The sequence below is a fragment of the Cyclobacteriaceae bacterium genome, from assembly GCA_030584025.1.
Lineage (GTDB): Bacteria > Bacteroidota > Bacteroidia > Cytophagales > Cyclobacteriaceae > UBA2336.
This window is the reverse complement of sequence record CP129487.1, coordinates 1,979,992-2,005,291: the sequence shown is the minus strand read 5'-3', so window position 1 is coordinate 2,005,291 and position 25,300 is coordinate 1,979,992. Positions and strand designations below refer to the sequence as shown.

The 25,300-nt window shown below is 43.5% G+C and carries 16 protein-coding genes; 2 read left to right on the top strand and 14 right to left on the bottom strand.

Annotated elements, in window-relative coordinates:
• Positions 1–26 precede the first annotated feature (26 nt).
• The 4 genes from QY309_08960 to QY309_08945 are packed head-to-tail and all read right to left on the bottom strand — an operon-like array spanning position 27 to position 6,037.
• Positions 27–1,889 (bottom strand): MBOAT family O-acyltransferase, encoded by a 1,863-nt coding sequence (locus QY309_08960; GenBank protein ID WKZ61610.1) that lies wholly within the window; start codon positions 1,887–1,889, stop codon positions 27–29.
• Positions 1,889–3,136, bottom strand: coding sequence for a GDSL-type esterase/lipase family protein (locus QY309_08955; protein WKZ61609.1), 1,248 nt, complete (start codon positions 3,134–3,136; stop codon positions 1,889–1,891). Before QY309_08955 ends, QY309_08960 begins: the two co-directional genes overlap by 1 nt.
• Positions 3,120–4,625 carry a GDSL-type esterase/lipase family protein gene (locus QY309_08950; GenBank protein WKZ61608.1) on the bottom strand — a complete coding sequence of 502 codons (1,506 nt, stop codon included), beginning with the start codon at positions 4,623–4,625 and terminating at the stop codon, positions 3,120–3,122. The genes QY309_08955 and QY309_08950 overlap by 17 nt, the downstream gene beginning before the upstream one ends.
• On the bottom strand, positions 4,622–6,037 hold the full coding sequence (locus QY309_08945; GenBank protein ID WKZ61607.1) for a LysM peptidoglycan-binding domain-containing protein: 1,416 nt from the start codon (positions 6,035–6,037) through the stop codon (positions 4,622–4,624). The genes QY309_08950 and QY309_08945 overlap by 4 nt, the downstream gene beginning before the upstream one ends.
• 105 nt (positions 6,038–6,142) lie before the next feature.
• On the opposite strand from QY309_08945, the gene QY309_08940 reads away from it, so the two are divergent.
• Positions 6,143–6,499 (top strand): hypothetical protein, encoded by a 357-nt coding sequence (locus tag QY309_08940; GenBank protein WKZ61606.1) that lies wholly within the window; start codon positions 6,143–6,145, stop codon positions 6,497–6,499.
• A 144-nt stretch (positions 6,500–6,643) separates the two neighbouring features.
• On the opposite strand, the gene trpS is transcribed toward QY309_08940, so the two are convergent.
• Positions 6,644–7,615: a tryptophan--tRNA ligase gene (gene trpS / locus QY309_08935; protein ID WKZ61605.1), complete on the bottom strand. Its 972-nt coding sequence runs from the start codon at positions 7,613–7,615 to the stop codon at positions 6,644–6,646.
• Positions 7,616–7,684: 69 nt separating this feature from the next.
• On the opposite strand from trpS, the gene QY309_08930 reads away from it, so the two are divergent.
• Positions 7,685–8,764: a DUF1573 domain-containing protein gene (locus QY309_08930; GenBank protein WKZ61604.1), complete on the top strand. Its 1,080-nt coding sequence runs from the start codon at positions 7,685–7,687 to the stop codon at positions 8,762–8,764.
• On the opposite strand, the gene QY309_08925 is transcribed toward QY309_08930, so the two are convergent.
• From QY309_08925 to QY309_08885, 9 genes are all read right to left on the bottom strand, one after another.
• Entirely contained in the window at positions 8,765–10,717 is a 1,953-nt protein-coding gene (locus QY309_08925; protein WKZ61603.1) for a cellulase family glycosylhydrolase, read from the bottom strand.
• A complete protein-coding gene (locus tag QY309_08920; GenBank protein WKZ61602.1) occupies positions 10,717–11,721 on the bottom strand; it encodes a cellulase family glycosylhydrolase in 1,005 nt (334 codons plus the stop codon). The genes QY309_08925 and QY309_08920 overlap by 1 nt, the downstream gene beginning before the upstream one ends.
• Before the next feature lie 10 nt (positions 11,722–11,731).
• Complete coding sequence (locus tag QY309_08915) at positions 11,732–13,129, bottom strand: sialate O-acetylesterase (GenBank protein WKZ61601.1); 1,398 nt, start codon at positions 13,127–13,129, stop codon at positions 11,732–11,734.
• Positions 13,129–17,301: a two-component regulator propeller domain-containing protein gene (locus QY309_08910; protein ID WKZ61600.1), complete on the bottom strand. Its 4,173-nt coding sequence runs from the start codon at positions 17,299–17,301 to the stop codon at positions 13,129–13,131. Before QY309_08910 ends, QY309_08915 begins: the two co-directional genes overlap by 1 nt.
• Positions 17,302–17,368: 67 nt before the next feature.
• Positions 17,369–18,715 (bottom strand): glycosyl hydrolase, encoded by a 1,347-nt coding sequence (locus tag QY309_08905; GenBank protein ID WKZ61599.1) that lies wholly within the window; start codon positions 18,713–18,715, stop codon positions 17,369–17,371.
• A 52-nt stretch (positions 18,716–18,767) separates the two neighbouring features.
• The gene (locus QY309_08900; GenBank protein WKZ61598.1) at positions 18,768–20,183 is read right to left on the bottom strand and encodes a glycoside hydrolase family 30 beta sandwich domain-containing protein; all 1,416 of its coding nucleotides are present in this window, start codon (positions 20,181–20,183) and stop codon (positions 18,768–18,770) included.
• A gap of 109 nt (positions 20,184–20,292) precedes the next feature.
• Positions 20,293–22,290 (bottom strand): IPT/TIG domain-containing protein, encoded by a 1,998-nt coding sequence (locus tag QY309_08895; protein WKZ61597.1) that lies wholly within the window; start codon positions 22,288–22,290, stop codon positions 20,293–20,295.
• An 11-nt stretch (positions 22,291–22,301) separates the two neighbouring features.
• Complete coding sequence (locus QY309_08890; GenBank protein WKZ61596.1) at positions 22,302–23,564, bottom strand: glycan-binding surface protein; 1,263 nt, start codon at positions 23,562–23,564, stop codon at positions 22,302–22,304.
• A 15-nt stretch (positions 23,565–23,579) separates the two neighbouring features.
• The gene (locus tag QY309_08885) at positions 23,580–25,289 is read right to left on the bottom strand and encodes a RagB/SusD family nutrient uptake outer membrane protein (GenBank protein WKZ61595.1); all 1,710 of its coding nucleotides are present in this window, start codon (positions 25,287–25,289) and stop codon (positions 23,580–23,582) included.
• Between the last annotated feature and the right edge of the window lie 11 nt (positions 25,290–25,300).

Genomic DNA, 25,300 nt, shown 5'->3' with positions numbered 1-25,300 from the left:
CCCAGAATGACGGAAAATCCAACGTGCTAGAACTGGAAATAGATAAACGGTTGAGATGCCTGCAGGCTTTGGTGCGCCAGGTACATAACCATAACCGCAATGGCAGCCTGATAACCCCAGTGGAGGTTAGCAAAAAACTCTCGATACTTATTTTTAAAATCACTGCTCAACCAGTGTATAACAAAGCCTAGAAGTAATACCACAAAGTAGATGTCGTATGCCTGTATAGCCTGCGGGATAACGGCCGCGTGAAATTGGGTTCCAATCTGGCTCATCATGTGCCGGGCAGTTTCCATATCGGGGGAGCGAAAGAAAATACGCGTAAAGGTGATGAACGAAAGCGTGAGGGTTATTTTCCAGATTCTTGCCACCAGGTGATTGGATTTTTCCCAAGGACTGATGCTTCGCCAAAGTTTGTACACTACTACACCCAATCCGTTTAGTCCACCCCAGATCACAAAGTTCCAACTGGCACCATGCCACAGCCCACCAAGCAACATGGTGATCATGATGTTTACATTGGTATTTACCCAATTCCGAAAGGAGGGAGAGATTCTGGAAATGATAACTAATACAAGTGTAGAAACTAAAATCACAGCCCCAACCTGAACCCAGAGTTTGCCACTCAGTGCGACCATGATGATCATGATTCCACTAATACAGATATAGGTAGCGAGCGTGCCCACTTTATTTCCACCCAACGGAATGTAGAGGTAATCTTTAAGCCACGTACTAAGCGAAATGTGCCACCGCTGCCAGAACTCGCCCACATGCAAAGCTTTATAAGGGGAATTGAAATTGGTATTTAACCTGAAGCCCATAAGTAAGGCAATGCCAATGGCGATGTCTGTGTAGCCTGAGAAATCTGCGTACACCTGCATGGTATATCCGATGATGGCCATCAGGTTTTCAAAGCCGGTAAACCGGAGCGGATCTTCAAATACACCATCTATAAATCCGTTAGCCAGAAAATCGGCCAGAAACGCTTTTTTAAGCAAGCCGTTTAAAATCCAGAATAAGCCAATGCCAAAATCATATCGAGTAATCTGATGTAGATTATTGAGTTGGGGAATGAAATCCTTGGCCCTCACAATCGGCCCGGCCACCAATTGGGGAAAGAAGGAAACGTAGAAACCAAAATCCAGGATGTTGTAAACCGGCTGCACCTCTTTTCGGTACACATCAACAATGTAGCTAATGGTTTGAAAGGTGTAGAATGAAATGCCAACCGGCAACAAAATTTTCTCTACACGAAAGGTTCCTCCAAACTGATCGTTAACCCATGCGGCCAAAACGTTTTTTACCTGCAGGTACTCACCGATGTTGGTGTTCCAGAATTCATTGAATGAAGAAACAAACAGGTTGTATGAGTCGGTAAAGAAGTAGGCATATTTAAAGTAGAAAAGCACCAACAGGTTTATGGTGATGCTGATGGCCAGAATTATTTTCTTGCCGCGTAACCCACTTGCCCGGTGGATGCCAATTCCACTTGCGTAGTTTATAAGCGTGGAGAAAACAAGAATCAGAAAGAAGAAACCGCTGGTTTTGTAATAAAAGAAAAGACTGGCTGCAAACAAAAAAGCATTTCGCGATGCGGTTTTGTGATTGTGCATCGCATAGTAAATAATAAAAAAGGCAAAGGTTGACCAGCAGATAAAGACGGGTCCTAATTGTGCCCATGTAAAGTAGAATAAACCAAGTATCGCGCTGGTGGTGCTGAATAGCAGGGCGGTGTACCACTTGTTTCCTTCTTCAATCAGCGATTGCAGGCCCAACACCAGCAGCAAGAATATCCAAAAGTAGACTTTTGTAAAAAACAGTCCATCGGACATACCCGAACCGACCGGATCTTCCCAAAAGAAAAAGATATATTCAAGCCACTCGATCATCAGCGCTTTGCTTTGGCCAGTATGTGTTTTTCGTAATCCTGAATGATGGCACTGGCGAGTAGGCTACCTAGTAACCGGTAGCCATCACCTGTAAAATGTAGCTTGTCTGTTTTGGCGAGGCGTGCGTCAATCCAGGTATCAATGCTGCCGCGGCCACCCATAATGCTGTACATATCCCAAACGGCTGTATTGAATTGTGCCGATAATTCACTCATTGCCTGCTTTACTTTTTCTCCATTGGGATTTACATACCTCCGTTTAAAATAGCTGTCGTTGTTGGTAGTGAATAATATGGCAGCCTCCGGTGCTACGGATTTTATTCTTCTGATCAACTCCCGATAGTTTTCTTTGTAGGCTTGTGGTGAAAAACTGGGATACAAGGCATCGTTTATTCCAATCGAAAGAATTACCAGGTCAGGGGGAGAGGTTTGCAGGTCGCGCGCGAAATTCGGGCTGCGCAAATACGCAGGTACATCTGCGCCATTGACTCCTACGGCATTGTAGTAGATACCGGGTTTATCAGTTTCAAGTTTAAATCCGTAACAGGTAAAGTACTGCTGAAGTGAATCGGTTTGCTTTACCTGAAGATGAAGGGTGTCTAACGCCCGTGTAAATGTAATTTTTGAATAGCCTTTATCTGGAAAGGTTTCAATAGTAGCTGCCGGATCGTTGGGAAATTCAAAGCAGAATGATTGCGCATCGGTAGCGTGGTAAACAATGACTTTGGTAAAGCGGTAATCAATAAGCTGATTTTCCTTCAACGCAATTTTTAACCACGCATCATTTCTTTCTGTGGTAACGGAAACCCCAAGTACACCCAGGTTGCAATCCTTATTTTTTTCCACATTGCGACATCCTTCCCAACCACCGGCATAATCAACTGTGTAATCATAGGGTGTATTTGTTCTGGCCGCCCGATAGGGAAAAACGAAACCTCTTCCTGCAACAATACCCGGGTGAAGGGCATGCAACGCTTCCCGTACACTACCCGACCATATTCCTGCCTGAATGTGTGATCCGCCAACATGCAGAATATTGATTTGTCCTTCGCCACGGTAAATCAGTTGATCGAGTTTATCATAAAAGCCACGCATGGGCTCAGCGGTACCAAAATATTGCAATTGATTCTTATCGTAATCAATGAAATCATAATTCGGGTAGTCATGAATATAGCGCTGCGCCTGCACGCTAAATGCCAGCAGAAGCATAAGGATAATCATGTAGGTTGTATTACTTCGAAAGTTCATTTTCCTTTTTCTTAGTCGGTGTGTTTGATTTGGTTTTTTGCTGCTTGAACTGCTGGTAATCTTTCAACAAGGCATCCATAAACCATTGGCTCACTTTCAAAGCTCCCTTGTCGGTAAAGTGTGCATAATCTTTTATGGCCAAGGGCGGATTGGCGTTAACCCATTCTTTCATGGATCCCTTGCCACCCATGGCTTCATACAAATCCCAATAGGCTGCACCCGCTTCATGAGCCGCTGTTTTCAATGCGTCACGAACTTGTGGTAGATGCGGATACGTTTCCCAATTGGTGCCGTTTAATACACTCATATCCGATGGTCCAATTACCAGTATCGCAGCATTTGGTTTAAGCTGCTTCAGGTATTGAATGTTGCGTTTAAAATTCCGGGCATACCCTTTAATCCGTTCTTCACTTTTTGCATACGGAACGGCATTGCCACCAAACTGAAGAATGAAAAGTGGAATATTGAATTCCCTGAATGCGAGGCTGTAGGATTCTTGTTCAAGTGAAATGAAACTTGCACCTGAATCGCCACGCATACCAATGTTGTCTACCATTATACCTTGTGTATCGTCAAGTGAAACTCCATACACATCAGGGCTTTCGTTTCCTGAAAAACGAATCGTTACCTCATTTATATATTTCGGAAAGGTGTACCGCACTAATCCAGGATTAGTTCTCGGTTTCAGAATTTTTGTATAGACTACCGAATCTTTATGCACCAGTTCTAGTGTAACGGGTTGATTATTCTTTCCATAAAATATGCGCACGTCCCTGAATGATCGTGTGCCTGAATAGGATCGTGATGATGATTTATAACTCACCCAGGCATAGTGCGTAGTACTGTCCTGCGTGGTGCTGTCCGGATAATCGGTAAACCGGGAAAAAATTCCCAGGTGTCCGTAAAGGCGATGGTCAACAAGACTGTCGCCTTGATTGTAGAAGTAATATGATTTCCAATTATCAGAATGATTGAGAATCACACTGCGGGGATAGGCGAGGGGTTTCACCGGCAACCAACCTGGTCCGCGTCCGCCAAATTGTTCCTGAAGCTTTTGACGGATGTAAGCCGTAATTCTATCGCCTTCAATTTGGCTATCGCCATAATGCACAATGTGAATAGGCTTTTTGTTGCTGTTCACTTTTTCCATCGTACTAAAGAAATTGTATAAAATACTTTTGTCGTTGTTTGGGTAATGAATACTTAGTTGTGCGCTGCGGATGGAATCTCTTATTTGAATGGAGCGAATGGAGTCTTGTTTGAATTTAACGGAATTGGAAATGGAATCAGATAAAATCTCTTCTTTTAAAATGGCCTGCAGGCGTTCTTGTTCTGATCGATCCGTTTGAATGAAGACTTCTTTTGCGGTTGGAAAATACAATCCGAAATTTTCCGTTAAACGAATGCCGTTTTCTGGATGAATAAGTTGAATGATGATTCCCGCAAGGAAAATTACCGTACCAAATAAAACGATCCGGTTAAGTTTCATTGTTTCTTGATTTTTAAAACCTGACCGATATCAATGCGTTCACCAATATTATTCCAGCGCATAATGTCATTAACTGTAACACCCGGAAATTGCTGAGAAATCGACCAGAGCGAATCGCCCTGCTTAACCGTGTATTCCGTGTAGGTTCCGGGTTCAAGCTTTTGTTCTTTTACTACTCCATTTGAAGCGGGCGCTGTGCTTTTGATTTGTTCTTTCGTGTAAATGATAAGTTGTTGCCCTACATTGATTCTATCACTTTTCAGATTATTCCATTCCTTTAATTGCCGGATGCTTACGCGATGATTCATGGCAATGCGTCCCAGGTTATCGCCATGCCGAACGGTGTACATAACGTTAAAGGTATTTTCGGGTGGAACGACTGGCTTTTTTTCGATTACTATTTTTCTGGTTTGAATTATAGAATCTTGTTGTTGCTGCAACTGATCAACGTTGGCGACAAGACTATCTTTCTGTTGCTTCGGAAGAAAGATGAACGTACCAGCCGGAATTTTCTTTCCACGTAAGGATGGATTGTATGCCGCGATTTCTGTTTCAGAAGTTTTCAGTAAAAGGGCCAGTGAGATGATCAGTGTTTGATTTTTAATTTGTACACTATCGACAGAAGGCAATAGCCCGTTGGGATGTTTCTCTCTGAAAGGCACTTCGTCAGGGAGAATAGAGGCAATGTAATTCCATAAAAAGATGTCTTCGCGTGTAGCGGCAGGCAGCTGATCGTAGATGTAATTCATTTTGGCAGCTTCATCTTTGAAACGCATGGTTTCCATTTTTGAAAATGCTGCTCTAACCGAACCCTCACTGTTGAAAAAGGCCAGCAAGGCCATATTGGTATCGCCACCAAACGTTTGTATCAGATCAGACAAGTAGTGAACGGCAATACGCGTATTGTGAATGGGATCAAGACGCTGATCGACATCATGCGTAAGCATAAGGTTATACTGTACGGCAATCAGGTGCGGAAGTTGCCATAGCCCTGCGCGCCCATCCGGCCCATAAAAGTTGTGTTGCATGGCTGAAAGGCTTAACGGTATCCATTTGAATGATGGAGGCAGATTATGTTGCCTGATCAGGCTATCGATTTCCGGGAAGTAGTTGTTCCCAAGGGCAAGAGCTGCGCCAAGCGTTTTCGGGTTTACGATGTTCCGGTCTCTCCAGCGGTTGGTTTGCTGTACAGAAAAGGCATCTTTCAGGTAAAATCGTGGCGTAGGAGGTGGTTTTATTTCAGGGTAGGATTTTGCCGAGGTGGTTGCCAACGCCAGGGTGAAAACAGTATCGCGGGAAAATTGAGAATAACTCCGCAGGCTGACACACAAACAGCCAGTCAGAAGGAAGAGGGTAATGAAAAATTTGGGGTACCGGACTGAAAAACTCAACGTTGAAAAAATATAGTTCATGTTTGGTTTACAAATTTACATGATTCGGTGAATTGTCCGCCTGGCTCGAATTATGTCTTTCAATTTCCCTTGAATTGTGCAATCTTTGTACAAAATGTTTACGTAATGGATTATAAGAAATTAGATAAGACCCTTTCTGCAATCATTGACAAGAAAAATGAACTTGAGAAGATAGATTACAACGATCCGCGCTACGATGAGGTTGAAGATGCGCTGCATGAGTTGGAGGATGATTTTGTGGATGAGTTTGGCGACTACATGGAGGAGAAACTTCAGGAAGTACACGACCGCATTTGTCCGGATACGGATGTACTTTCTCCTACAGCATACATTGGGAAAGGCGTAATTGTCGACCTGGAGAAGTTTCCCGGAAAGGAAGCCCGACTGTTAATTAATGGCAACCCTACCAGCATTGTTTTAGCCGTACGCGATAAGCAGGAGATACTCTGGAAAGCAGATTAATTAGAAGCCATCTCAAAAATACGGTCAGTGTCAGGTTGAGCCTGTCGAAACCGATTTTAGTATTCAAAACTGCCTTCGACATCCCGATAATTATCGGGACAGGCTGACAGAAGAAACTGATTTTTGAGATGGCTTTAGCAACGTCTACCGGAATCCTAACTTTTTACGAACACGTTCCAGTACACTAATGGCAATGGTGCGTGCCTTGTCTTCTCCTTGCTGAAGTTTTTTTTCCAGCTCTTCGGTATTGGAGTAATAGAAGTTGAACGCTTCCCGTTCGGCAGCAAATTTTTTCAGGATCAGTTCATGCAATTCCTTCTTGGCATGTCCATATCCATAATTACCAGCCAGGTAATTTTTACGCATCGACTCTACTTCCTCGGGTGAAGCCAGTAAACTATAGATGGCAAAAGTGTTGTCCTTATCCGGATCTTTTGGGGCTTCCAAAGGTGTGCTATCCGAAACAATGGATTTGATTTGTTTGAGTAATTCCTTTTCAGGAAGAAAGATATCAATAATGTTACCGTATGATTTACTCATTTTCTGACCATCTGTTCCCGGTATGGTCATTACTTGTTCTTCAATCTTTGCTTCGGGCACCACAAAAGTTTCTCCGTATTGCGTGTTGAACGAAGATGCAATGTCGCGCGCCATCTCCAGGTGCTGTTTCTGGTCTTTGCCCACCGGAACAATATTGGCATCGTATAGGATTATATCGGCCGTCATCAATACCGGGTAGGTGAATAACCCCGCATTAACATCCGCCAACCGATCGGCTTTATCCTTGAATGAATGGGCATTGGCCAGCATGGGAAAAGGAGTGAAGCAGTTGAGGTACCACGTAAGCTCGCACACTTCCGGAATGCGTGATTGCCGGTACAAGTAATTCTTCTCTACATCAAAGCCGAAGGCGAGCCACGCTGCTGCCACAGCCCGTACATTCTCCTCACGTGTTTTGGAGTCCTTAATCGTGGTTAAAGAATGCAGGTCGGCAATGAAAAAGAACGATTCATTTTCAGGCTGTTTGGAGAGTTTAATGGCAGGGATAATGGCCCCCAATAAATTGCCCAAATGGGGCCTTCCGCTGCTCTGAATACCGGTTAAAATACGTGTCATGCCGCAAAGAAAATAAAATAACCCGAACGGAATTATGTTTTAATTTTACAGTCGAAATAAATCTGCGATATGAAACGAATCAGTGCTGTCAGCTTATTTGTGGTAATGGGAGTGGTGGCCTTCGCCCAGTTAGCGAAGCCCGTTCAGTTTAGGGAGGAATCACATGATTTTGGAACCGTTATTGAGGAAGACGGGCCAGTGGCGCATGAGTTTGTATTCACCAATAATGGCTCAACCCCGATTCAAATATTGAAGGTGCAGCCCTCCTGCGGTTGTACTACCCCGGGCTGGTCCAAAGAACCGATTATGCCGGGAAAAACAGGAAGCATTAAAGCCCAGTATGATCCCAAAGGAAGACCGGGTTACTTCAGTAAATCGCTTACGGTAACAACTGATGCAAACAATCAGCCGATTGTATTGCATATAAAAGGTACGGTTACTTCTAAAAATGGATTTTCAACAGCCGAGTTTCAGGCACTTAGCGGAAGTATCCGTTTGAAAAGCCTGTCGTTTAACTTTGGTAAAATATACCTGAAAGATGAATTTGTAGTGCGTGAGTATGAGTTTGTGAATTCCGGTACCAATCCCATCACGTTTTTAGGTAAAGTCGATGCGCCTGCCTACATCCGGGTTGCTGCCGAGCCCACTGTAGTTGAACCCGGAAAGAAAGGAATCCTGAAAGTCAGCTACAACGGTAAGTTGAAAGGGCAATACGGTTTCCAGACAGATCATATCAATGTGCATACAAACGATGAAGTGCAGCCGGTTAAGGGTTTTAATGTGTATGCTACCCTGGAGGACTTTTTTCCACCTATGAATACTGATGAACTTGCCAAAGCACCTCTGCTTCGGTTTGCTTCTACTACTGTTGAATATGGATCTATGAAGCAGAACATTTCGGTTACACGTGAGGTAGAAATTTCCAACACCGGAAAATCTACGCTTGAAATCCGTTCGGTTCAAGGAAATTGCACGTGTATCAAAACAGAAGTAGAGAAACAAAAACTAAAGCCGGGTGAAACAACTAAGCTTTCCATCAGCTTTAATCCACAGGATAGAAAGGGTACACAAACCAAATCGGTTACTATTTACTCCAACGACCCGATAAATCCCGTACAACGGATTACGTTGACTGGAGTAGTTGACTGATTACTGTGCGAAAATTTTAACTGTTCGTGTGGTGTTGCCAGATTTGATGCGAACAAAATAAATTCCGGAAGGTACGCGTTGACCAACTTCATTTAGCCGGTTCCAGGTTGCAGTCAGTATTCCATCGCTTTCGGTGTAGTGAGAAATTCTTTTTAGTTGAACACCGAGTTGGTTGGTGATAGTAATTTCATAGCCCGTGTTTCTCATTGATTTTGATTGGATGGTTACGTCCTCAATGAATGGGTTTGGAAAAACGCGCACATCCGATAAAAAGGCTTCTTCCGCAATGCTGGTCACCACTTCTTCAATAATGTCCTCACCTTCAATTTTAATATCATCATAACAAATGCTGATACCAGCAAGTGGTTGATGTTCCGGTACAATTTCAATGCGGTCGATGTTGGTCCAGTCGAACAAGCCTTGTGGGTTATACCACGCATTATCCCAGGCGCCTTTTTCCTCCAATGTCTTTAGTGGGATTCTCACTTCCTGCCATTGGCCGTTAAACGAAGTAACGGTGTTGTCAATTGTTTTGCCCATGCGCCAAGGTCTGTCGGTTGGTCCTGTCTTGGTATCTAAAAAGCGTATATCAAATTTTACAGATGGCGAGGCTGATTTCACTTTGAATGCCAGTTCAAAATCATGGTCTTTTAGTTTGCTTAAATCTACGTCCGGCCTGAAGTCGAGTGCGATGGCATCGTATTGGCCCACATCATTCCAGCACAAACAGTAGTCTCCGCTGAAGGCGTTAGGGGCATAAAAATCAAGCACTCCGCTGCTGCGGTAGCTTGTATTGTAAAGTCTCGGACCGGGATAATCATCGTATAAAACCAAACTTTTTAGTTCTGGTTTTTTCACATACTCCTGTTGTGGTGGAACGGTAAAATTGAGTTTTTGCAGCAGGGGTACGTTCAAATCGTAGTCAAACATTTCTCCCGAATTTTTTTCAAACAAGCCAAAGCCACCTTTGTAATCCCACATCGTCCACGAAATACCTTTTTGATTCAGGTATTCGGTAACTACTTCATACCACAGAATACGATCTGCATTGTTGCTGTTTGGAATATACACACCAAGTTCTCCACAAAAGATTGGCACATTGCGTTGTTCTTTAAAGGCAACGGCAATATCAATGAGTTGACGCACGCGGTTAATAGTTCCTTCAGTAGGATAGTTGTTTATGGCGCTTTCAACCCACGTTCCTTTCAGATCATTGGGTGTGGCAGGCATGGAAGCTGCCTGGTAAGGAAAAGGAACGTTAGCCAAAGAGGCCATAGAAGGACTTCCCCAGGTAGCGCCTTGATGCGTGAAAATAAATGGATCGTAGAAATGAAAGGTGTAGATGAGTTTGTCATCTGCGTAAACCGGCAACGCTGAAAGGTTATTGTATCCGTTCCAGCCGGCACCGCCTACAACAATGTAATGTTCAGTATCGTGTTCACGGATCACATCAATTACTTCTTGCTGTATCTGGGCCCACGTAGCATCAGCAATACCGTGTGGTTCATTCAGTATTTCATAGTAGATGTATTCCGATCTGTTTTTGAAGTGCTCGGCCATCTGTGCCCATGTCTTTTTTAGTGGATGGATTACATCCGGTGACGTATCGACAGATGGATCAAATGTATGGTTGTCAAGAATTAAATGAATTTCTAATTCTTCTGCCCAGTCAACAACCTGATCAAGCATATTTAAAAACAGCGGATCGAGCGTGTAGTCAGGTTCACCGTTGGTCATGTAATGCAGGTTAATCGGCAGCCGGATTACATCACAACCCAATGATTTTATTTGCTCAAAATCATTCTTGGTAAACATGGTAAATTGAATTTCACGCGCGCTGCCCGACTGAAACCATCCGGTAACATTGACACCTTTGGTAAAATGCTGGGCGCTGGTTTGTGTCAGCGCAGTTACAAGCCACAGTAACATCAGGATCTTTATGGTAGCCTTCATTATTTCGTTTCGCTAAGCGCTTGCTTGAAATATTTTCCTTGTCGGGTAGTATTAAAATTCCAATCGCGTATCAACATCGGGCCCCAATCCGGATCAAAACACCAAACGATATACGAGATTCCTTTTTGTTTACTGTAAGCGGTAATGGCATCACCGTACGACTCATCACTGATTACCGGAATATGTGCCCCTTTTTCTTCTTCACCACTGAAACCAATTTCAGTAAGCATAATGGGGTAGCGTTCTGCCATAAAACCCCAATCCTTAGTCCATTTTTCTTCCCAGGGTTTCTCGCGTTTCATCGGGTAGGGGTGACTTACATAGCCTATATCCGTTGCACGTATCGGTTCAGCGCCAGCTTCTATGAGGTCGTAGCCCCAGTTAAACCCTGCCACGAGGGGGATGTTTGTTGCGCCTTCAGCACGAATGATGGCAATTAGATCTTCCATAATCGTTTTCCATTCGGCCCACGTGCAGCTTCCAAAATCACCATTGTTCACAGGTTCATTGAATAATTCAAAAAAGGCAACCGTTGAATTTTTACCATACTGTTTAGCCATAGTTTGCCAGAAATCGCGGGTTTCACTTATTGTGGTTTTGTATGATGGCCGGTGAAACACTTCCGTTTTCAGGTTACCGATGCTGTGCCAGTCGATGATTACATAAAGTTGTAACTCGGTAGCCCACTGAATACCCTCATCTAATAGTTTTATGTAGGCTTCTTTACCCAGCGTACGCCAGTTGGCCGGATGTACCGGAAACCGAACCGCATTTGCTCCCCAGTTTTTGATTTCCTGAAAGTACCGTTTGTTCCATTGTTTGTCGGCCTGTAGTTTGTAAGGATCGCTTGTGTTGAGCCCTCGAAATACAACGGGTTCTCCAATATTATTTACAAACAGATTTCCTTTTACCTGTATTTGCGGTAGCGGTGTTGGCTGAGCGTGAATGAAGCTGCTCAAACACACAAATACAATCAGTGTTATTTGATGAAAATATTCCTTCATAAAAGTTGGTCTACTTGTCTATCAACACTTCAAAACAGGATGCGGGTAGATTGGCCTTGTTAAAAAGATTCGGATTGGAATCATTTTTATAGGCGAAGCGAAAACCTTTTACTGTTTGAAGAGGTTTTGTATTCAGGACTACAGTTGCTCCGTTGATTTTAGCAGAAGCAGAAAGCCACTGTTTCCCATCGTAGAGCTCAAACTCGCTTAACACGCCACCTTTGGCTAACAATCCTCCTTCGCTGTGCCTGAAATGAATAATTACCTTACCATTTTTTATTTCATACGATTGATACAGCGGCCCTGAAAATGGAATGGTAAATCCATAATCATGATGAAGTGCCCATGCCACCAATCTTTTTCCCACATCGATTTTGTTTCGGGGATGGATGTCTTCCAGATCGCCAATATCGGATACAACTACCAACCCGGTATTAGGAACTGACTCCGTTACTTTTCGTTGTTGATCCCGTACAACAGCTCCCGAAACATTATCCTTACCATAACCCGACCATGGGGCTATCTGGACGATGTAGAATGGAAAGTCGTAGCCCCATGACGCGCGCCAACTGTTAATCAGCGCTGTTAGTGTTCGTTGGTAGTGGTTAGCATTGCTTGTGTTTGCTTCACCTTGATACCACAATGCGCCCTTGATCTTGTAAGGAATTAGAGGATGGACCATAGTGTTGTACAAACGTGCCGGTTCAATCGGGCTCCACCTGACAGGCGTTAATGAATTGGCGCTTGCTTTTAAGATGTTGTCACTTTCAAAAATGGATTCAGGCATCCACGCTTCAGCAGGTGAACCACCCCAAGCTGAACAGATAAGTCCGACTGGAGCATTTACTTTGGAATGAATTTCCCTTCCGAAAAAATACATCAACGCGCTGAAGTAGTACATACTTTCCGGAGTACACACCACCCATTTTCCGGCCACATACTTTTGTGGTGTTGGATCAGCCCAGGGCAGAACTGTAAAAAACCGTAGCTGCGGATAATTGGCTTTCAATTTTTCATCTTCACCACCATCAATTTTCATGGCTGGCGTCCACTCCATGTTAGATTGACCACTGCCCAACCACACTTCACCAATAAGTACATCATCGATAACAATGGTGTTATACCCTTGTATGGTAATCTGATAGGGGCCTCCGGCTTTTGGGGTTTCAATATTGAAACTCCAGTGGGAGGTAACATCCGTCACTTTCTTGTATTCTTTGGCTGTATTCCAGCTTACTGTAATTTTTACTTCTTCCAGCGCCTTGGCCCATCCCCAAATGGTAACGGTGGTATTTTGTTGCAGCACCATGTGATCGCTGAAAAGGGATGGTAGAATGACATTCGCTTTTGCTGCACTGACATCAGCTATGAGGATAACAAACAGAACGATTCTTAGGCTACATTTCATTATTTCTCCATCATGTTTCGTTGGGCATATTCTGAAGGTGTAACGCCAAACATTTTCTTAAAACATTCACGGAAGTAGGGGAGATCTGTAAATCCAACTTCGTAGGTCACTTCTGCTATGGTAAGCTGTTGTTGTTCCAACAGTTGTGCAGCACGTTTCAAGCGCATGCAACGAATAAACTCATTGGCAGAAAGGCCTGTGAGTGCTTTTAGTTTTCGGTATAGCTGCATGCGGCTCATGGCAACATCATGGCAAAGATGTTCTATGGTGTACTCAGCATTAGGCATGTTGTTTTCTATGCTCTCCAGCACTTGTTGTATGAATAATTCGTCTGCTGAGTTGAGTGTTACTTTTTTAGGTTCAATGTTAAGTACCTGGCTGTTCTTAAAGGCTTCGTGCAAGCGAGCACGAAGTTGAAGCAGGTTTCTCGCTTTTAACTCCAGCACCCTGGGGTTGAATGGCTTTGTCAGGTATTCATCAGCCCCCGTTTCAAGCCCTTCCACTTTAAAAATCAAGGAGGTACGCGCAGTAAGCAAAATAAGTGGAATGTGTGATGTTCGTTTGTCAGATTTTAGTCGCTTACATAACGTAATGCCATCCATAACCGGCATCATTACATCGCTGATAATAATATCGGGGATGTTGTTCAACGCCTTATCCCATCCTTCTTCACCTTGTGTGGCTTCTATAACTGTATAATTTTTATTAAAAATCGATTTAATGTACGCGCGTACAGCGCCAACATCTTCCACGATCAACAGTTTCGGTAAGGACGATTTGCTTCTGTCGCTCTTTTCATTTGACTCCTCGTAAACGATGGAGCTCCATTCCGCATCAATCAGCGAAGGGTAGTGGTCCATGGATTCCAGGTCATCTGACCAGGGTTGAATTTCTTCATGAGTGAAGTGGTCTTTTCCTTTCTTTAAGGTGATCTTAAAATGTGTGTATTCCCCTTCCTTACTTTCAACCTGAAGGGTTCCGTGGTGCATATCGATCAGGCTTTTTGAAAGTGCAAGTCCTATGCCTGTTCCGGTATGTTGCCGGTCTTCATCATAACTGAAAAAGGTTTGAAAAATTTGTTCGAAGTGTTCCTGGCGGATGCCTCTACCGGAGTCTTTTACGATAATCTCCACATGGTTACCCACGTCATTCACCTCAAGCACGATTCTTCCGCCTTGCGGAGTGTGTTTAAATGCATTGGATAACAGGTTGAACAGGATTTTTTCAAATTGATCGCGATCAAACCACACCTTAATATTTTCATGGGTAGATTCCATGCGGAAATTGATCTGCATCTGTTCAGCTAGCGAATCAAATGAAAGTTTGATTTCACGCACAAACCTCACCATGTTGCCTTCAGATACTTTCAGGTCAAGGTTTCCTGATTCGGCTTTTCTGAAATCTAGCAGTTGATTAACAAGCCTTAGCAAGCGTTGCGAATTGTCGCTGATACTGGCAACATCGTTTCTTCCCTGCTTGCTTAACTCTCCCGATTCTAAAAGTGATTGTGCCGGCCCGAGTATAAGGGTAAGTGGTGTACGGAACTCGTGAGAAATATTCGTAAAGAAATCGAGTTTGGCTTTGTTTAACTTTTCCAGGTTTTCGCGTTGTAAGCGTTCAAGTTTTATGTCGTGAAGCAAGTTGGCACGTAGCAGAATGAATTTTCTGAAAATGTACAGGGCTACAAATCCGAGCAATACATATAATACGGCTGCCCAGTATGTTTTCCACCAAGGCGGATGAATGATAAGCGTGAGCTGACTGTACTTTTCCTGCCAGGTACCGTCTATGCCGGATGCCTTTACCTTAAACGTGTAGGTACCGGGGTTCAGGTTGGTATAGTTGGCAAACCTTCTATCACTTTCTGTGTAACTCCAGGTATCGTTAAATCCTTCCAGCATATACGCATACCGGATTTTAGGAGGAGCTGCAAAATCGAGCGAGGCAAACTCGAAGGCAATGGAGTTTTCGAAATGCTTCAATTCAATGATGGAGTTATTGCGAAGCGGTTCGTTTAACAGTGTTCGGCCGTTTACTTCTTCTCCATAGGCAACGTCTTTTCCAAATAATTCAAACTGGGTAATGGCTAAAGGAGAATTTTCAGGTCGTTGAATTATTTTTTTTGTGTCAATCCGGTTAAAACCTTCCGAACCTGCAAACAGCAGCTCTCCCTCTATGCCTTTGGTACAAACATTATTATAGTAGAAACCGCCCATGATATGATCGTTTCGATCATAGTTTCGTGTCCAGGTTTCATCTGAAGGGTCAACTACGGTCAAGCCATTCCAGTGGGCAAGCCATAATTTTCCCTGACTATCCTCCAGGATGCTCACAATAACATCGTTACTGGGGCCTCCCTCAATTTTGTAATGCTCAAAGATGTTACGCCTTCTGTCAAAGGAACTTAATCCGCCATCGGTTGCCAGCCAAAAAATTCCGGCATGATCTTCATATATGCAGTTGATGAAATTATCGTTGATGCTATTTGTCTCCGATCGTTTATAGTGTTCTACTTTTAGCTCTACTCCGTCTTCTTTAATGCTGAAGAAACCATTGCCGCGGGTGCCTACCCAGGTTGTGCCCGACCGGTCAACATATAGGATCACATTAGGTGCGGTTGACAGCCGCGGATCTTCATAGCGAATAACATCACCATGTTGCAGAATCTTATATAAGCCACCGCTCCATGTTCCAATCAATACATTGTCACGTCCATCGCTTGTTATGGCCATGATGTAATTATCCTTTAATATAGGATTGGTTTCAGTTGAATAATGATTGTAAGAAGTGATCTCTGGTGTGGTAAGCTGATGTTCATTGAAGTGATAAACGCCAGCGCCAGCGGTGCCCACCCATACACTTCCCTTTCCATCAGAGTACAGGGTTTGAACAAACTCGGTGAAGGTATTTTCTTCCGGTGCGATAATCTTATACTTTGTGAAGGAATTATTTCCATCAAACTTATAAAGCCCTCCACCAATGGTAGATATCCAATACCCTCCAGTAGCGGATAGTTGAATGCCTGTAATAATACTTTTGGTTTTATCGAACTGGGCAACAGTAAACGACTCAAATTCTTTAGTGTACGAGTCAAATTTATTGATACCCTTTTTTGTACCCACCCACAATACACCACCACGATCAATATATAACGATGTGACAGAACCGTGGCTTAAATTCATTTCGTTCCAACCGGTTTGAATGCGTTCATCAAATTGCATGGCCGCTACATCGAAGAATGAAATTCCAGACTCAGAACCCGCTATCAGGTAGGGGCGGTCGCCCGGAACAACCTGAAGACTGCTAAACAAACTGTAACTTGCGGGTTTGTTAGGGACGCTATAGCTGTTAAGCTGTCCATTAATAAGCGCCTTAAGTCCTTTTTTGGTTGTTAGCCAAATGCCGGTACCATTTTCAGTAGGAAGACTTGCGATATCATAAATGTGGTTATGTAACCCATGGTTTTCCGGTTCCTTATCGAACAGGTAGTTTTTAAACACATAACGGTCATCGCCACTTTGTAATTTATTGAGTCCGTAGACTGTGCCAATCCACATTTCGTTGTTGGCTGACTTGTGTAATGATGTAATATAGTCGTGAGTAAGCGTAGGGGAGGTTTTAGTATTGATGTGTGAAAAACCTGAGCCATCTTTTTTAAGAATGTTGATTCCATTTTCAGTTCCAATCCACAAATTGCCTGCAGCATCTTCCTGTATGGCGCGGATATTATTGTTGCTTAGACTGGATGGATCAAGCTCATCGTTTGCAAATTTTTCAAACGTAGTATTGTTTTTGTTATACCGGAAAAGGCCGCCCATATGTGTGCCTATCCACAGAAATCCGGATTGATCTTCGTATAGCGTAAGTATCTTATTGCTTTGTAATTTTCCGGGTTGATTTTCGGAGTGAAACACGGTGGTTGTATATCCATCATAGCGAATCAATCCTGACCAGGTACCGATCCAGAGGTATCCTTCGCTGTCCTGTAAGATACAATTGATTGAACTTTGTGATAAGCTTAACTCTTCCTGCAGCTGATCAAATACGAGTTTTTTCTTGTGTAAATCTTCGGGTTGAGCCTGGCTGATAAACGGAATTAACACAATCACCAGGATGCTCATCCATAGCAGGAGGGCGCTACTTCTTCTATTCGCTGCTGTATTCCGTTTCATGAATATTAATCTATTCATTTTATCCTTTTAAAACAAACAGTGCATTCACCCATACACGGTGAAGAACTTATCGTATCAATAATTTCTGAACTACGGTTTTGTTTGCGTTTGCAACCTTAATGATATAAACTGCTGGTTTTATCAACAGTCGTTCCGTTGAAAAGATAATTTCCTGTTTGTCTGTTTTTTCTTCGATTAATTTCTTTCCGGACAGATCAAAAATACTGACCCATGTTGGTGAGTAGAATTCTTTAAACTCAACAACAATCTGATGCCGGTCCGGGATAAGCTTCACATGCACGTTATCCGCGTTAAAATTTTCTTCGTTTGACAGGATGAGTAGAGGCTGATATATGTTTTCAATCTCATCGCTAAACATCACATGTTTTGAGTTTTTAAAATTGCTGAAGCTTTGTTTGGCCGCTGTTGTACTGGCGGCATGTGGCACATAGGGATGCGACCAACTGGCGTTAATCCACGTCAATACCCATGCAATATTTAATGCCTTTCCGGATGTATCATTTACAATAGCCGGCAGCACGGTATCGTTCCAATACTTAGCGGCAGTTTCTCCGTTTCCTGTATCGTTTCGATATCCGGTTTCACTCAACACCGCAATTTTACCGTGTGTCTGGGCATAGTCTACAATAGCTGCTATATATTGACGAAAAGGGTTCGCTGTAATTTCATACATATCCAGGCCAAGTACATCTACATATTCATCGCCAGGGTAATAATTCGTGATTACCGTACTGTTAACCGGACTATTGGGCGACCAACAGAATAAAACACTTGTTGTTCTTTCTTTAATATATTTGACTGTTAGTTGAAAGAGAGCTTTGTACTCAGCAGGGGTAAATCCTGAACAGTTGGCGCCCCACCAAAACCAATTGCCATTCATTTCATGCAGTGGCCTGAATACAATGGGTATGTTCTCACCGTTCACGACCAAATCGTTGTTAATGATGTCGACCACCTTATCCAATTCAGCGAGGTACCAATCGCGATCGCCATTTGTATTTCCAGTGGCAATATTCTTAGCCAGATTAACAGGTGATCCATCGCAGGTGTACGATGAGGTGTTTCGGGCGCTAATGTGCCAGTCAAAAGTAACAACAAGCCCTTGTTGGTAAGCCCATTTTACTGCATCGGTGTGGTAGCCTCTTTCTGTGTCGCTCTTGTCAAGATAGTAATGGAAGTCTGACCCAAGCACGGCAGGGTAGGCTCCGGTTACTTCATGACTATCGGAATAGGTTTCATCACCATGTGCACTACCGGAACTAAACTTGAAACTGTTAAAAAACTCTTGTCCGAATAGAAAGTAATTGCTGTTTTGAATGGCCTTGAGATTATTGTACAGGATAATTGTTTTTTCTGATGCGTTATCATCTACTTGAGCAAATGAACGCAGCATCAATAAAACACAGCTTGCGATTAAAGTGGACCGATCAATCATTTACAAAGCACTATAGATCAAGCACCACCGTAGTTATGGTTTTACCCGGAAGGATTATCGATTTTGAAGGAGATGTAGTTGTTACCGATGTGTAGTAGCTTCCTTCCTTGCTTTGAACCACGCTAATACCGGTAGCCGTTTTACCTTCGGCAATAAAATGCACTTTAGCATTCGATGTGCCGTTATTAATTACAACGATGGTGACTTTCGTGTTATCAGGACTTACAAATGCTGACGTAACTAAATTTGAGGCAGGAGTGGTAGCCGTTGTTGTTTCTACCCGATGGTAGCCTGCATCGATATTTTTTGAGAAGTGCTTGATGAGATGATAGTAGGGTGTTACCTGGTACGGTGAAGTTGGACTTGATCCGGTACTGATCATAGCTGCATCTTCGCCTGAAGTGGGTGTGGCCCACATGAGTTTCCAATAAATGTAAGCCGAAGTGTTGGCGCGAGTTAAAGACTCCTGAATAAACAAGGCTGTATTGAACCATGAAAGGTTATCAGAGAACTCGGTCATCATATTGGGCTTTGATGAAAGGCTGGCTACGTTGTTGAGTGATGCAGTAATGGATGCGGCCGAAGTGGTTGAGTTAATGTTATAAGGATGCCAGCCAAACATGGCGCAATTCGGATTGTCTTTCAAGACATTCACAAATGGGCTATACGTAGGTATGTCTTGCGACTCGGGTCCAATCAATAGCGGTACATTCGCACGGTTTTTTATCTTATCATATACTTTATTGAGGGCCGTATTGTATCCCGGTAATGCTGCGGTTTCAGAAATGGACCACTTACAGGTTGTCCAGTTTGAATTGGTGTAGGTGGGTTCATTCTGGATGCTGATATAGTCAGGGTTAAAGGGGGTGTAGTCCAACAGATTGTTCCAGTATTCTGCGAACTCATCGTACATAAAGCCATTTTCATTTTTCTTAAGGGTACCTTCTCTTAATTTATTATTGTCTTTCAAGGATATTGGTGGTCCCCATGATGATAGCAGAACCTTTACGTTGGGGTTTCGTTGCTTTGCCAGTGTGTATAACTGATTGGTTGCATCCCAATGCGCTTTTGCATAATCATTGTCTCCGTTGTTAGACATATTGCTTACTTCCTTGTTGGAGGGATAGTTGTCAGGATAGTACCATGTTTTGAAACGGATAATATCAATACCCAAATCAGTAAACATCAGGTCGGCAATTTCATTTACCTTGGTATTGGAGGTAAGCCAATTACTGTACCAGGTAAGCGCGCCTCCAAAGCCGATCATTTCCTGCTTTTTGTTGGTCAGGTTTATGGTTAATGCAATACTATCTGAAACCGGATCCACATCGGGTTCTTTTGCTTCAGGTGTTTCGCTACTACAAGAGAATAAAATGGTTATGACAAGTAAGCAACACGCACTGATAACTAGCTTGGAAATTTTCATGTTCGAATCGGAATTGGGACGTATCTAATAAATATAATTGGTCTTTAATTTAAAGAATAGAAGGCTATTTTTAGCTAATAGCCTTCTTATTCTTTGTTCTATTACTGATTTAATTTCTTAATCCTATTTCATCAAAATACAGGGTTACCGGTAGGTTGGCGTTGTTGTTTTTAATGCGCAATTCTGAAACTGCGCTGGTGTTGCCATTCATAGTGGCTACAGGTAAACTTACTTCACTCCAACCCTGTGGTATGTTCAAATAATTATCGGCATCATTGTTTAGTTGCACGATTAACTGTTGCGCGGCAGCAGCATATACACGGAAGGTTAAAGTGGTGTACCCCGTCATGTCAAAGGCTGATCCTCGTCCAATCTGAATAGCACCATATTGGCCACTGTAAACGGCTTTTATAGACTTGGTTCCTTTAAACACTTCTTCCTCATTTGCAAAATCTTTGGAGTTCAGGTCCCAACCATCCCACTGTTGCCAACCATTTTGCAGCGCATCATCAAACAGATAATAATCCAAAGGCGCAGGTCCCGCTGGGCCAAAACCAACCCGGTCTGCATAAATAATGGATGAAGATGCGCCCTCAACCTTCAAGGCGAATCGTACAACCTGTGTGAGGTTTGTTGTCGGGTATGAACTAAGGGGGATTTGGTATTCTGTCCATGCGCCCTCTACCAATGTTACTGAATTATAATCACCCCAGTTATCATTGAGAATGGCGGCTACCTCAAGCCCATCGGTTCCGGGACCACCATACACAGCGAAGGTAAATACTTCCTGACTTGTTGCATCAACAGCGGTGATGCCACCAGCCGAAAGACCACCACCACTTGTGGTTTCGAACTTCCATGCCACATCGCCAGAATAGAACTGCTCCGTGCTTGCCCGATCCGACACTACGGCATTCCAACTCCAATCGCCACCACCGGCCGCAATGGTTTCGTCATACAAGGTTATGGGAAGCGGGGGAGGTCCAGGGGCTGGTACGCGTACCGTTACACCCAGGTTTCCGGAGAAACCGTGAATAGTTTTGTAGGTAATGCCACCTGATTTTGTTCCTTCCGGAACTGCAAGTACTATCTGTGTTGCCGTGTGTGATTTAAAACTTGTGGCTGCAACAGCACCGTAAGTTGGTAGGCCTAATTCTGCAACGAGATCAAGGTTTGTACCGGTAATGGTAAGGTCATCCGTTCCGGGAACAGCCGGTGAGGGGGTTGCTGCTGTACCGATTGGTAAGATGATGGTAAGTTCATCTTCCGTTTGTACCGTTACCGGTGAAGCTTGCTTTAATGTTAACTTTCCTTTGATGGTTGTAGCCGGAACATTAACGATTATTTCGGTTTCTGAATGACTGACAAAATCAGCCTTTAGCACCTCAGCGCCTCCGCCAAACGTTACGGCAGTAACCAGATCCAGGTCAGTACCGGTAATAGTTAGTTCATGTGTGTGTCTGATCGATAAGGGCTCAACATCGGTAACCGTAGGAACGGTAACGATTAGTTGCTCTTCAGTGCCAAAAGTCATGCCTTCCGTTCCACCAACTGTGAAAATCAGAAATCCGGTTTGCGCTTCCATGGGTACGGTAACGACTACTTCAGTAAGTGATCGACTTACAAAGTCGTCTTTTGAAATCGTCAGGTCGCTTGGAAACGTGATGTCCTCAATCCAGTTTACCTTTTCACCGCTAATGGTAATGTTGGTTCCCGGTTTTGCTTCTGCTGTTATACTTTCAATTACAACAGGCACATCAAAATTCAAGATAGTCTTGCTTTCGATATCGCCTTGCGGAGTTTTTAAAAGGATTGTTCCAGCTTCCGCTTCATCGGGTACAATTATATTTATACGTTCAGCAGTTACCGATTTGAACGAACTTTTAGGAATTTCCACATTGGGTCTAAGAACGATGGCAGTTACCTTATCGAGGTTTTGCCCGAAGAAGGTAATTTCATCGCCATGCTGTACACCCGATGGGCCAAAACTCAACAAAACGATCTCGCTGGGTTTTTCATCATCCTGGCACGAAGTAAGTAGACTAAGGCTGCTGATTGTGCAAGCCATAACCAGGAAGTATATGCTGTATGTAACAATGTTTCTCATCTTTTTAGTAATTAAAATTCTACGAAACGAATGTTGTCAATGTGGAACTCAACGTTACCTCCGTTGTTTTCAGGTGACCCCAGGAACCATGTGCTGAAAGAACCTGCCGCAGATTCAACAAAAGGTTGATTAGGTGTATACACCACATTCGATCCCTCCATGCCCATATAATACTGGAATTCGGTTAATGGAATGGTTACGGTGATCCATCTTCCGTTTGTGGTAACCTCCGAACCTGTTGCTGCCCACGGTCCCCAAATGGCTCTTGCATTTAAGCTGTTGCTCCAGATTTCCTGATTGCTTCCTGCATGGGTAGGTGTAGACAAACACAAGTTGAGGTATCCACCATACCAGTTTTTGATTTTGGCTTCAAACTTCACTACGTACTCACGATATGAGTTGGGGTATAACGGATAAAAATTCTCAGTACGACCGGCAGGTCCACCCCAGAACTCCATACAAAGCGGTGATTCTGATGGTGCGCCAGGGCCTTCATCGCGTTGGTTAGCGGCAATATTCCCACGGATCACCAAATAGTTTCCATCTATCGGGTTTTCGAGATTTTCACGTAATCCAATTCGCCATCCATTTGCCACTTTGTCATCAAAATTCAAAATGATGTTTCGTGAATCCCAAACATGAAAGCCGGACTCAACGTCTCCAAAATTTGTAGCAACAGTGACAGGCCCTTCTGTGGCACCTTCAGGAACGGTAACCTCTACACGCGACTGTGTTACGGATACGACTTCACCTTGAACACCACCTGAAAATGTAACGGTTACAGGATCGAAAAAGTAGTTGCCGTTGATCACCAGGTTCTCACCATCTTGAGGCCATTCGTTACGTGCACTGGTAACAACAGGGGGTGGAATGGCCACCACAAATGGATATTCAAGTGTGTTTCCTTTTGCATCAACCAGATACAACTTGTCTGTGATTGTACCGGGTGCAATACTGGGTACACTCACAAAAATGTTACGGTTTGTAACCCAGGTTGGATTTAACCCAACAGCTTTTTGGTCGTTAAACCAAACTTCACGGGTTCCACCCAGGTTTTTACCCATAATCACTATACCTGTTCCCAGTGTTGCGCTCGCGATTAGCGAATCTGAAGTTTCAGGGTTAGCCAACCGGATGTAGTTGATGACAGGAGGCCCATCAGGTGATTCTATGTTCGTTCCATCTCCAGTCATCTCGCATGATGTTGGAACAAGAAGTGCACTTAACAGCATACATGGTATGAGTGCACCAATTAAATATTTTTTCAGTTTCATGTTCATCCTGGATTTTTAGTTGAAATCATACTCTACAGGTTCCTGATCAGGTGCCAGTAACGGATTAATCACCACCTGATTTCCAGGAATAGGTAATCTCATTTTGGAAGCCGTAAACACTACAACCGGATCCGTATTTTGATTGTCGTTTGGTGATGTGGTACCGGCTGGAACGAGTTCATATCCGGCAGGATCATTTTCCAAAGCATCATTGGCATCAATTCTAAAATACATGTCGGTCCGGTTTTGGCTGTTCAGGTAATTGAGAGCTTCATTGGCATTGCGGTAGTACCTGCGTTTTATATCAAGCCAGGATTGGGCCTCTAATGCCAACTCAATTCTCCGTTCATTAAATAGCTGTTCATACGTAACGGTAGTTCGTGGGTCAAGACCAGCCCTGGCCCGTACTGCGTTAAGGGCATCAAGTCCGGGGCCTCCGGATAATTCATTGCTTGCACCCATCAAGGCTTCAGTGTACAGCAGGTAAACATCGGCCAGGCGTAAATAATAGATATCGAGCGGTGAGTCCTGATTTGTGATTGCGAAACCTCCATTGTCGACATCATTGCCAACAATTTGTTTCTTTAAACTAGTAAGTGTAGGCGTAGAGCCCTCTATTACTGTATTCTCGGCATCGCGCGAAACAATATTATAGGTATATCCACCATTTTCAGTTGAGATGTAATCATAGTGATCACCACTTTGCATATAGATAGCCTTTCTACGTAGGTCAGTATCACCGCCTGCATTTGCAGAAACTGTATTGATTAAACTTACGGTAGCACACTTTCCTGATCCCCACGCGGTGGCATCACCGGTAACAACGGTACTTCGGGCAAAACGCGCCTGACGACTGCTACCGAATCCCCAACCACCGTTTATGAGTTGTGGCGCAAAAAGAATTTCGGGATTGTGTTCATTCTCAACCTTAAATAAGTCCTCATAATTTGGGTGTAACGAACGCCCGCTGTTATTGATTACATCGGCTGCGTAATTCGCGGCAAGTGTAAAATCATTAGCTGATCCAATGTTTTCACCACCCACACTTCGTTGTGCCAGGGAAAGGTGAAGTTTGGCAAGTAATCCTTTAGCGGCCCATTGCGTTACTCTTCCCGGATCATCTGTAGCCGGAAGATTTTCGGCAGCAAAAACCAAATCTCTTCGGGCAAATTCATACAGGCTTGCTGTTGTGTTTTTAGGTAACAACAAGTCGCCACTGGCAACTTTCTCTGCTGCTCTTTCAATAATGGGTGCTTCGCCCCAATATTCAACCAACATATAGTAGGCGATACCGCGCATAAACCTGGCTTCTCCCAAGCCTTCATTGATAGTGGTTTGATCAACCCCGTAACCGGAGGCAATGGTTGGCATATCGTCAATGATGAGGTTGGCAAAGGATATGACATCATAAAATCCTTGCCAACCTTGACCGATATACTGGTTTGCTTCATTGAACGACATATAAAAGAATTGTCCTTCGGCATCCCAGTTATGGTGAATGTCACCGGCCATTACATCACCGGCCAGCCAACTGAATTGATCATTAACACTCCACCAAACGCGTCCATACAGGGAAGCTGTTGCCTGGCGTATTTCGCTTTTGTTGCGGTACCAGGAATTTACCGTGGGTCTGTCTTCCGGAACGTATTCCAGAAAATCTTCTTTACATGAGCTGAGTACAACCAGGAGTACTGCAGTCAAAAAATATTTTGTGTATTGCTTCATAGTTGTAATCA

What these genes read in the sequence shown, in the direction of transcription:
- QY309_08960 (WKZ61610.1), bottom strand. Translation starts at nt 1,889, where the DNA reads ATGATCGAGTGGCTTGAATATATCTTTTTCTTTTGGGAAGATCCGGTC.
- QY309_08955 (WKZ61609.1), bottom strand. Translation starts at nt 3,136, where the DNA reads ATGAACTTTCGAAGTAATACAACCTACATGATTATCCTTATGCTTCTG.
- QY309_08950 (WKZ61608.1), bottom strand. Translation starts at nt 4,625, where the DNA reads ATGAAACTTAACCGGATCGTTTTATTTGGTACGGTAATTTTCCTTGCG.
- QY309_08945 (WKZ61607.1), bottom strand. Translation starts at nt 6,037, where the DNA reads ATGAACTATATTTTTTCAACGTTGAGTTTTTCAGTCCGGTACCCCAAA.
- QY309_08940 (WKZ61606.1), top strand. Translation starts at nt 6,143, where the DNA reads ATGGATTATAAGAAATTAGATAAGACCCTTTCTGCAATCATTGACAAG.
- trpS (WKZ61605.1), bottom strand. Translation starts at nt 7,615, where the DNA reads ATGACACGTATTTTAACCGGTATTCAGAGCAGCGGAAGGCCCCATTTG.
- QY309_08930 (WKZ61604.1), top strand. Translation starts at nt 7,685, where the DNA reads ATGAAACGAATCAGTGCTGTCAGCTTATTTGTGGTAATGGGAGTGGTG.
- QY309_08925 (WKZ61603.1), bottom strand. Translation starts at nt 10,717, where the DNA reads ATGAAGGCTACCATAAAGATCCTGATGTTACTGTGGCTTGTAACTGCG.
- QY309_08920 (WKZ61602.1), bottom strand. Translation starts at nt 11,721, where the DNA reads ATGAAGGAATATTTTCATCAAATAACACTGATTGTATTTGTGTGTTTG.
- QY309_08915 (WKZ61601.1), bottom strand. Translation starts at nt 13,129, where the DNA reads ATGAAATGTAGCCTAAGAATCGTTCTGTTTGTTATCCTCATAGCTGAT.
- QY309_08910 (WKZ61600.1), bottom strand. Translation starts at nt 17,301, where the DNA reads ATGAAACGGAATACAGCAGCGAATAGAAGAAGTAGCGCCCTCCTGCTA.
- QY309_08905 (WKZ61599.1), bottom strand. Translation starts at nt 18,715, where the DNA reads ATGCTGCGTTCATTTGCTCAAGTAGATGATAACGCATCAGAAAAAACA.
- QY309_08900 (WKZ61598.1), bottom strand. Translation starts at nt 20,183, where the DNA reads ATGAAAATTTCCAAGCTAGTTATCAGTGCGTGTTGCTTACTTGTCATA.
- QY309_08895 (WKZ61597.1), bottom strand. Translation starts at nt 22,290, where the DNA reads ATGAGAAACATTGTTACATACAGCATATACTTCCTGGTTATGGCTTGC.
- QY309_08890 (WKZ61596.1), bottom strand. Translation starts at nt 23,564, where the DNA reads ATGAAACTGAAAAAATATTTAATTGGTGCACTCATACCATGTATGCTG.
- QY309_08885 (WKZ61595.1), bottom strand. Translation starts at nt 25,289, where the DNA reads ATGAAGCAATACACAAAATATTTTTTGACTGCAGTACTCCTGGTTGTA.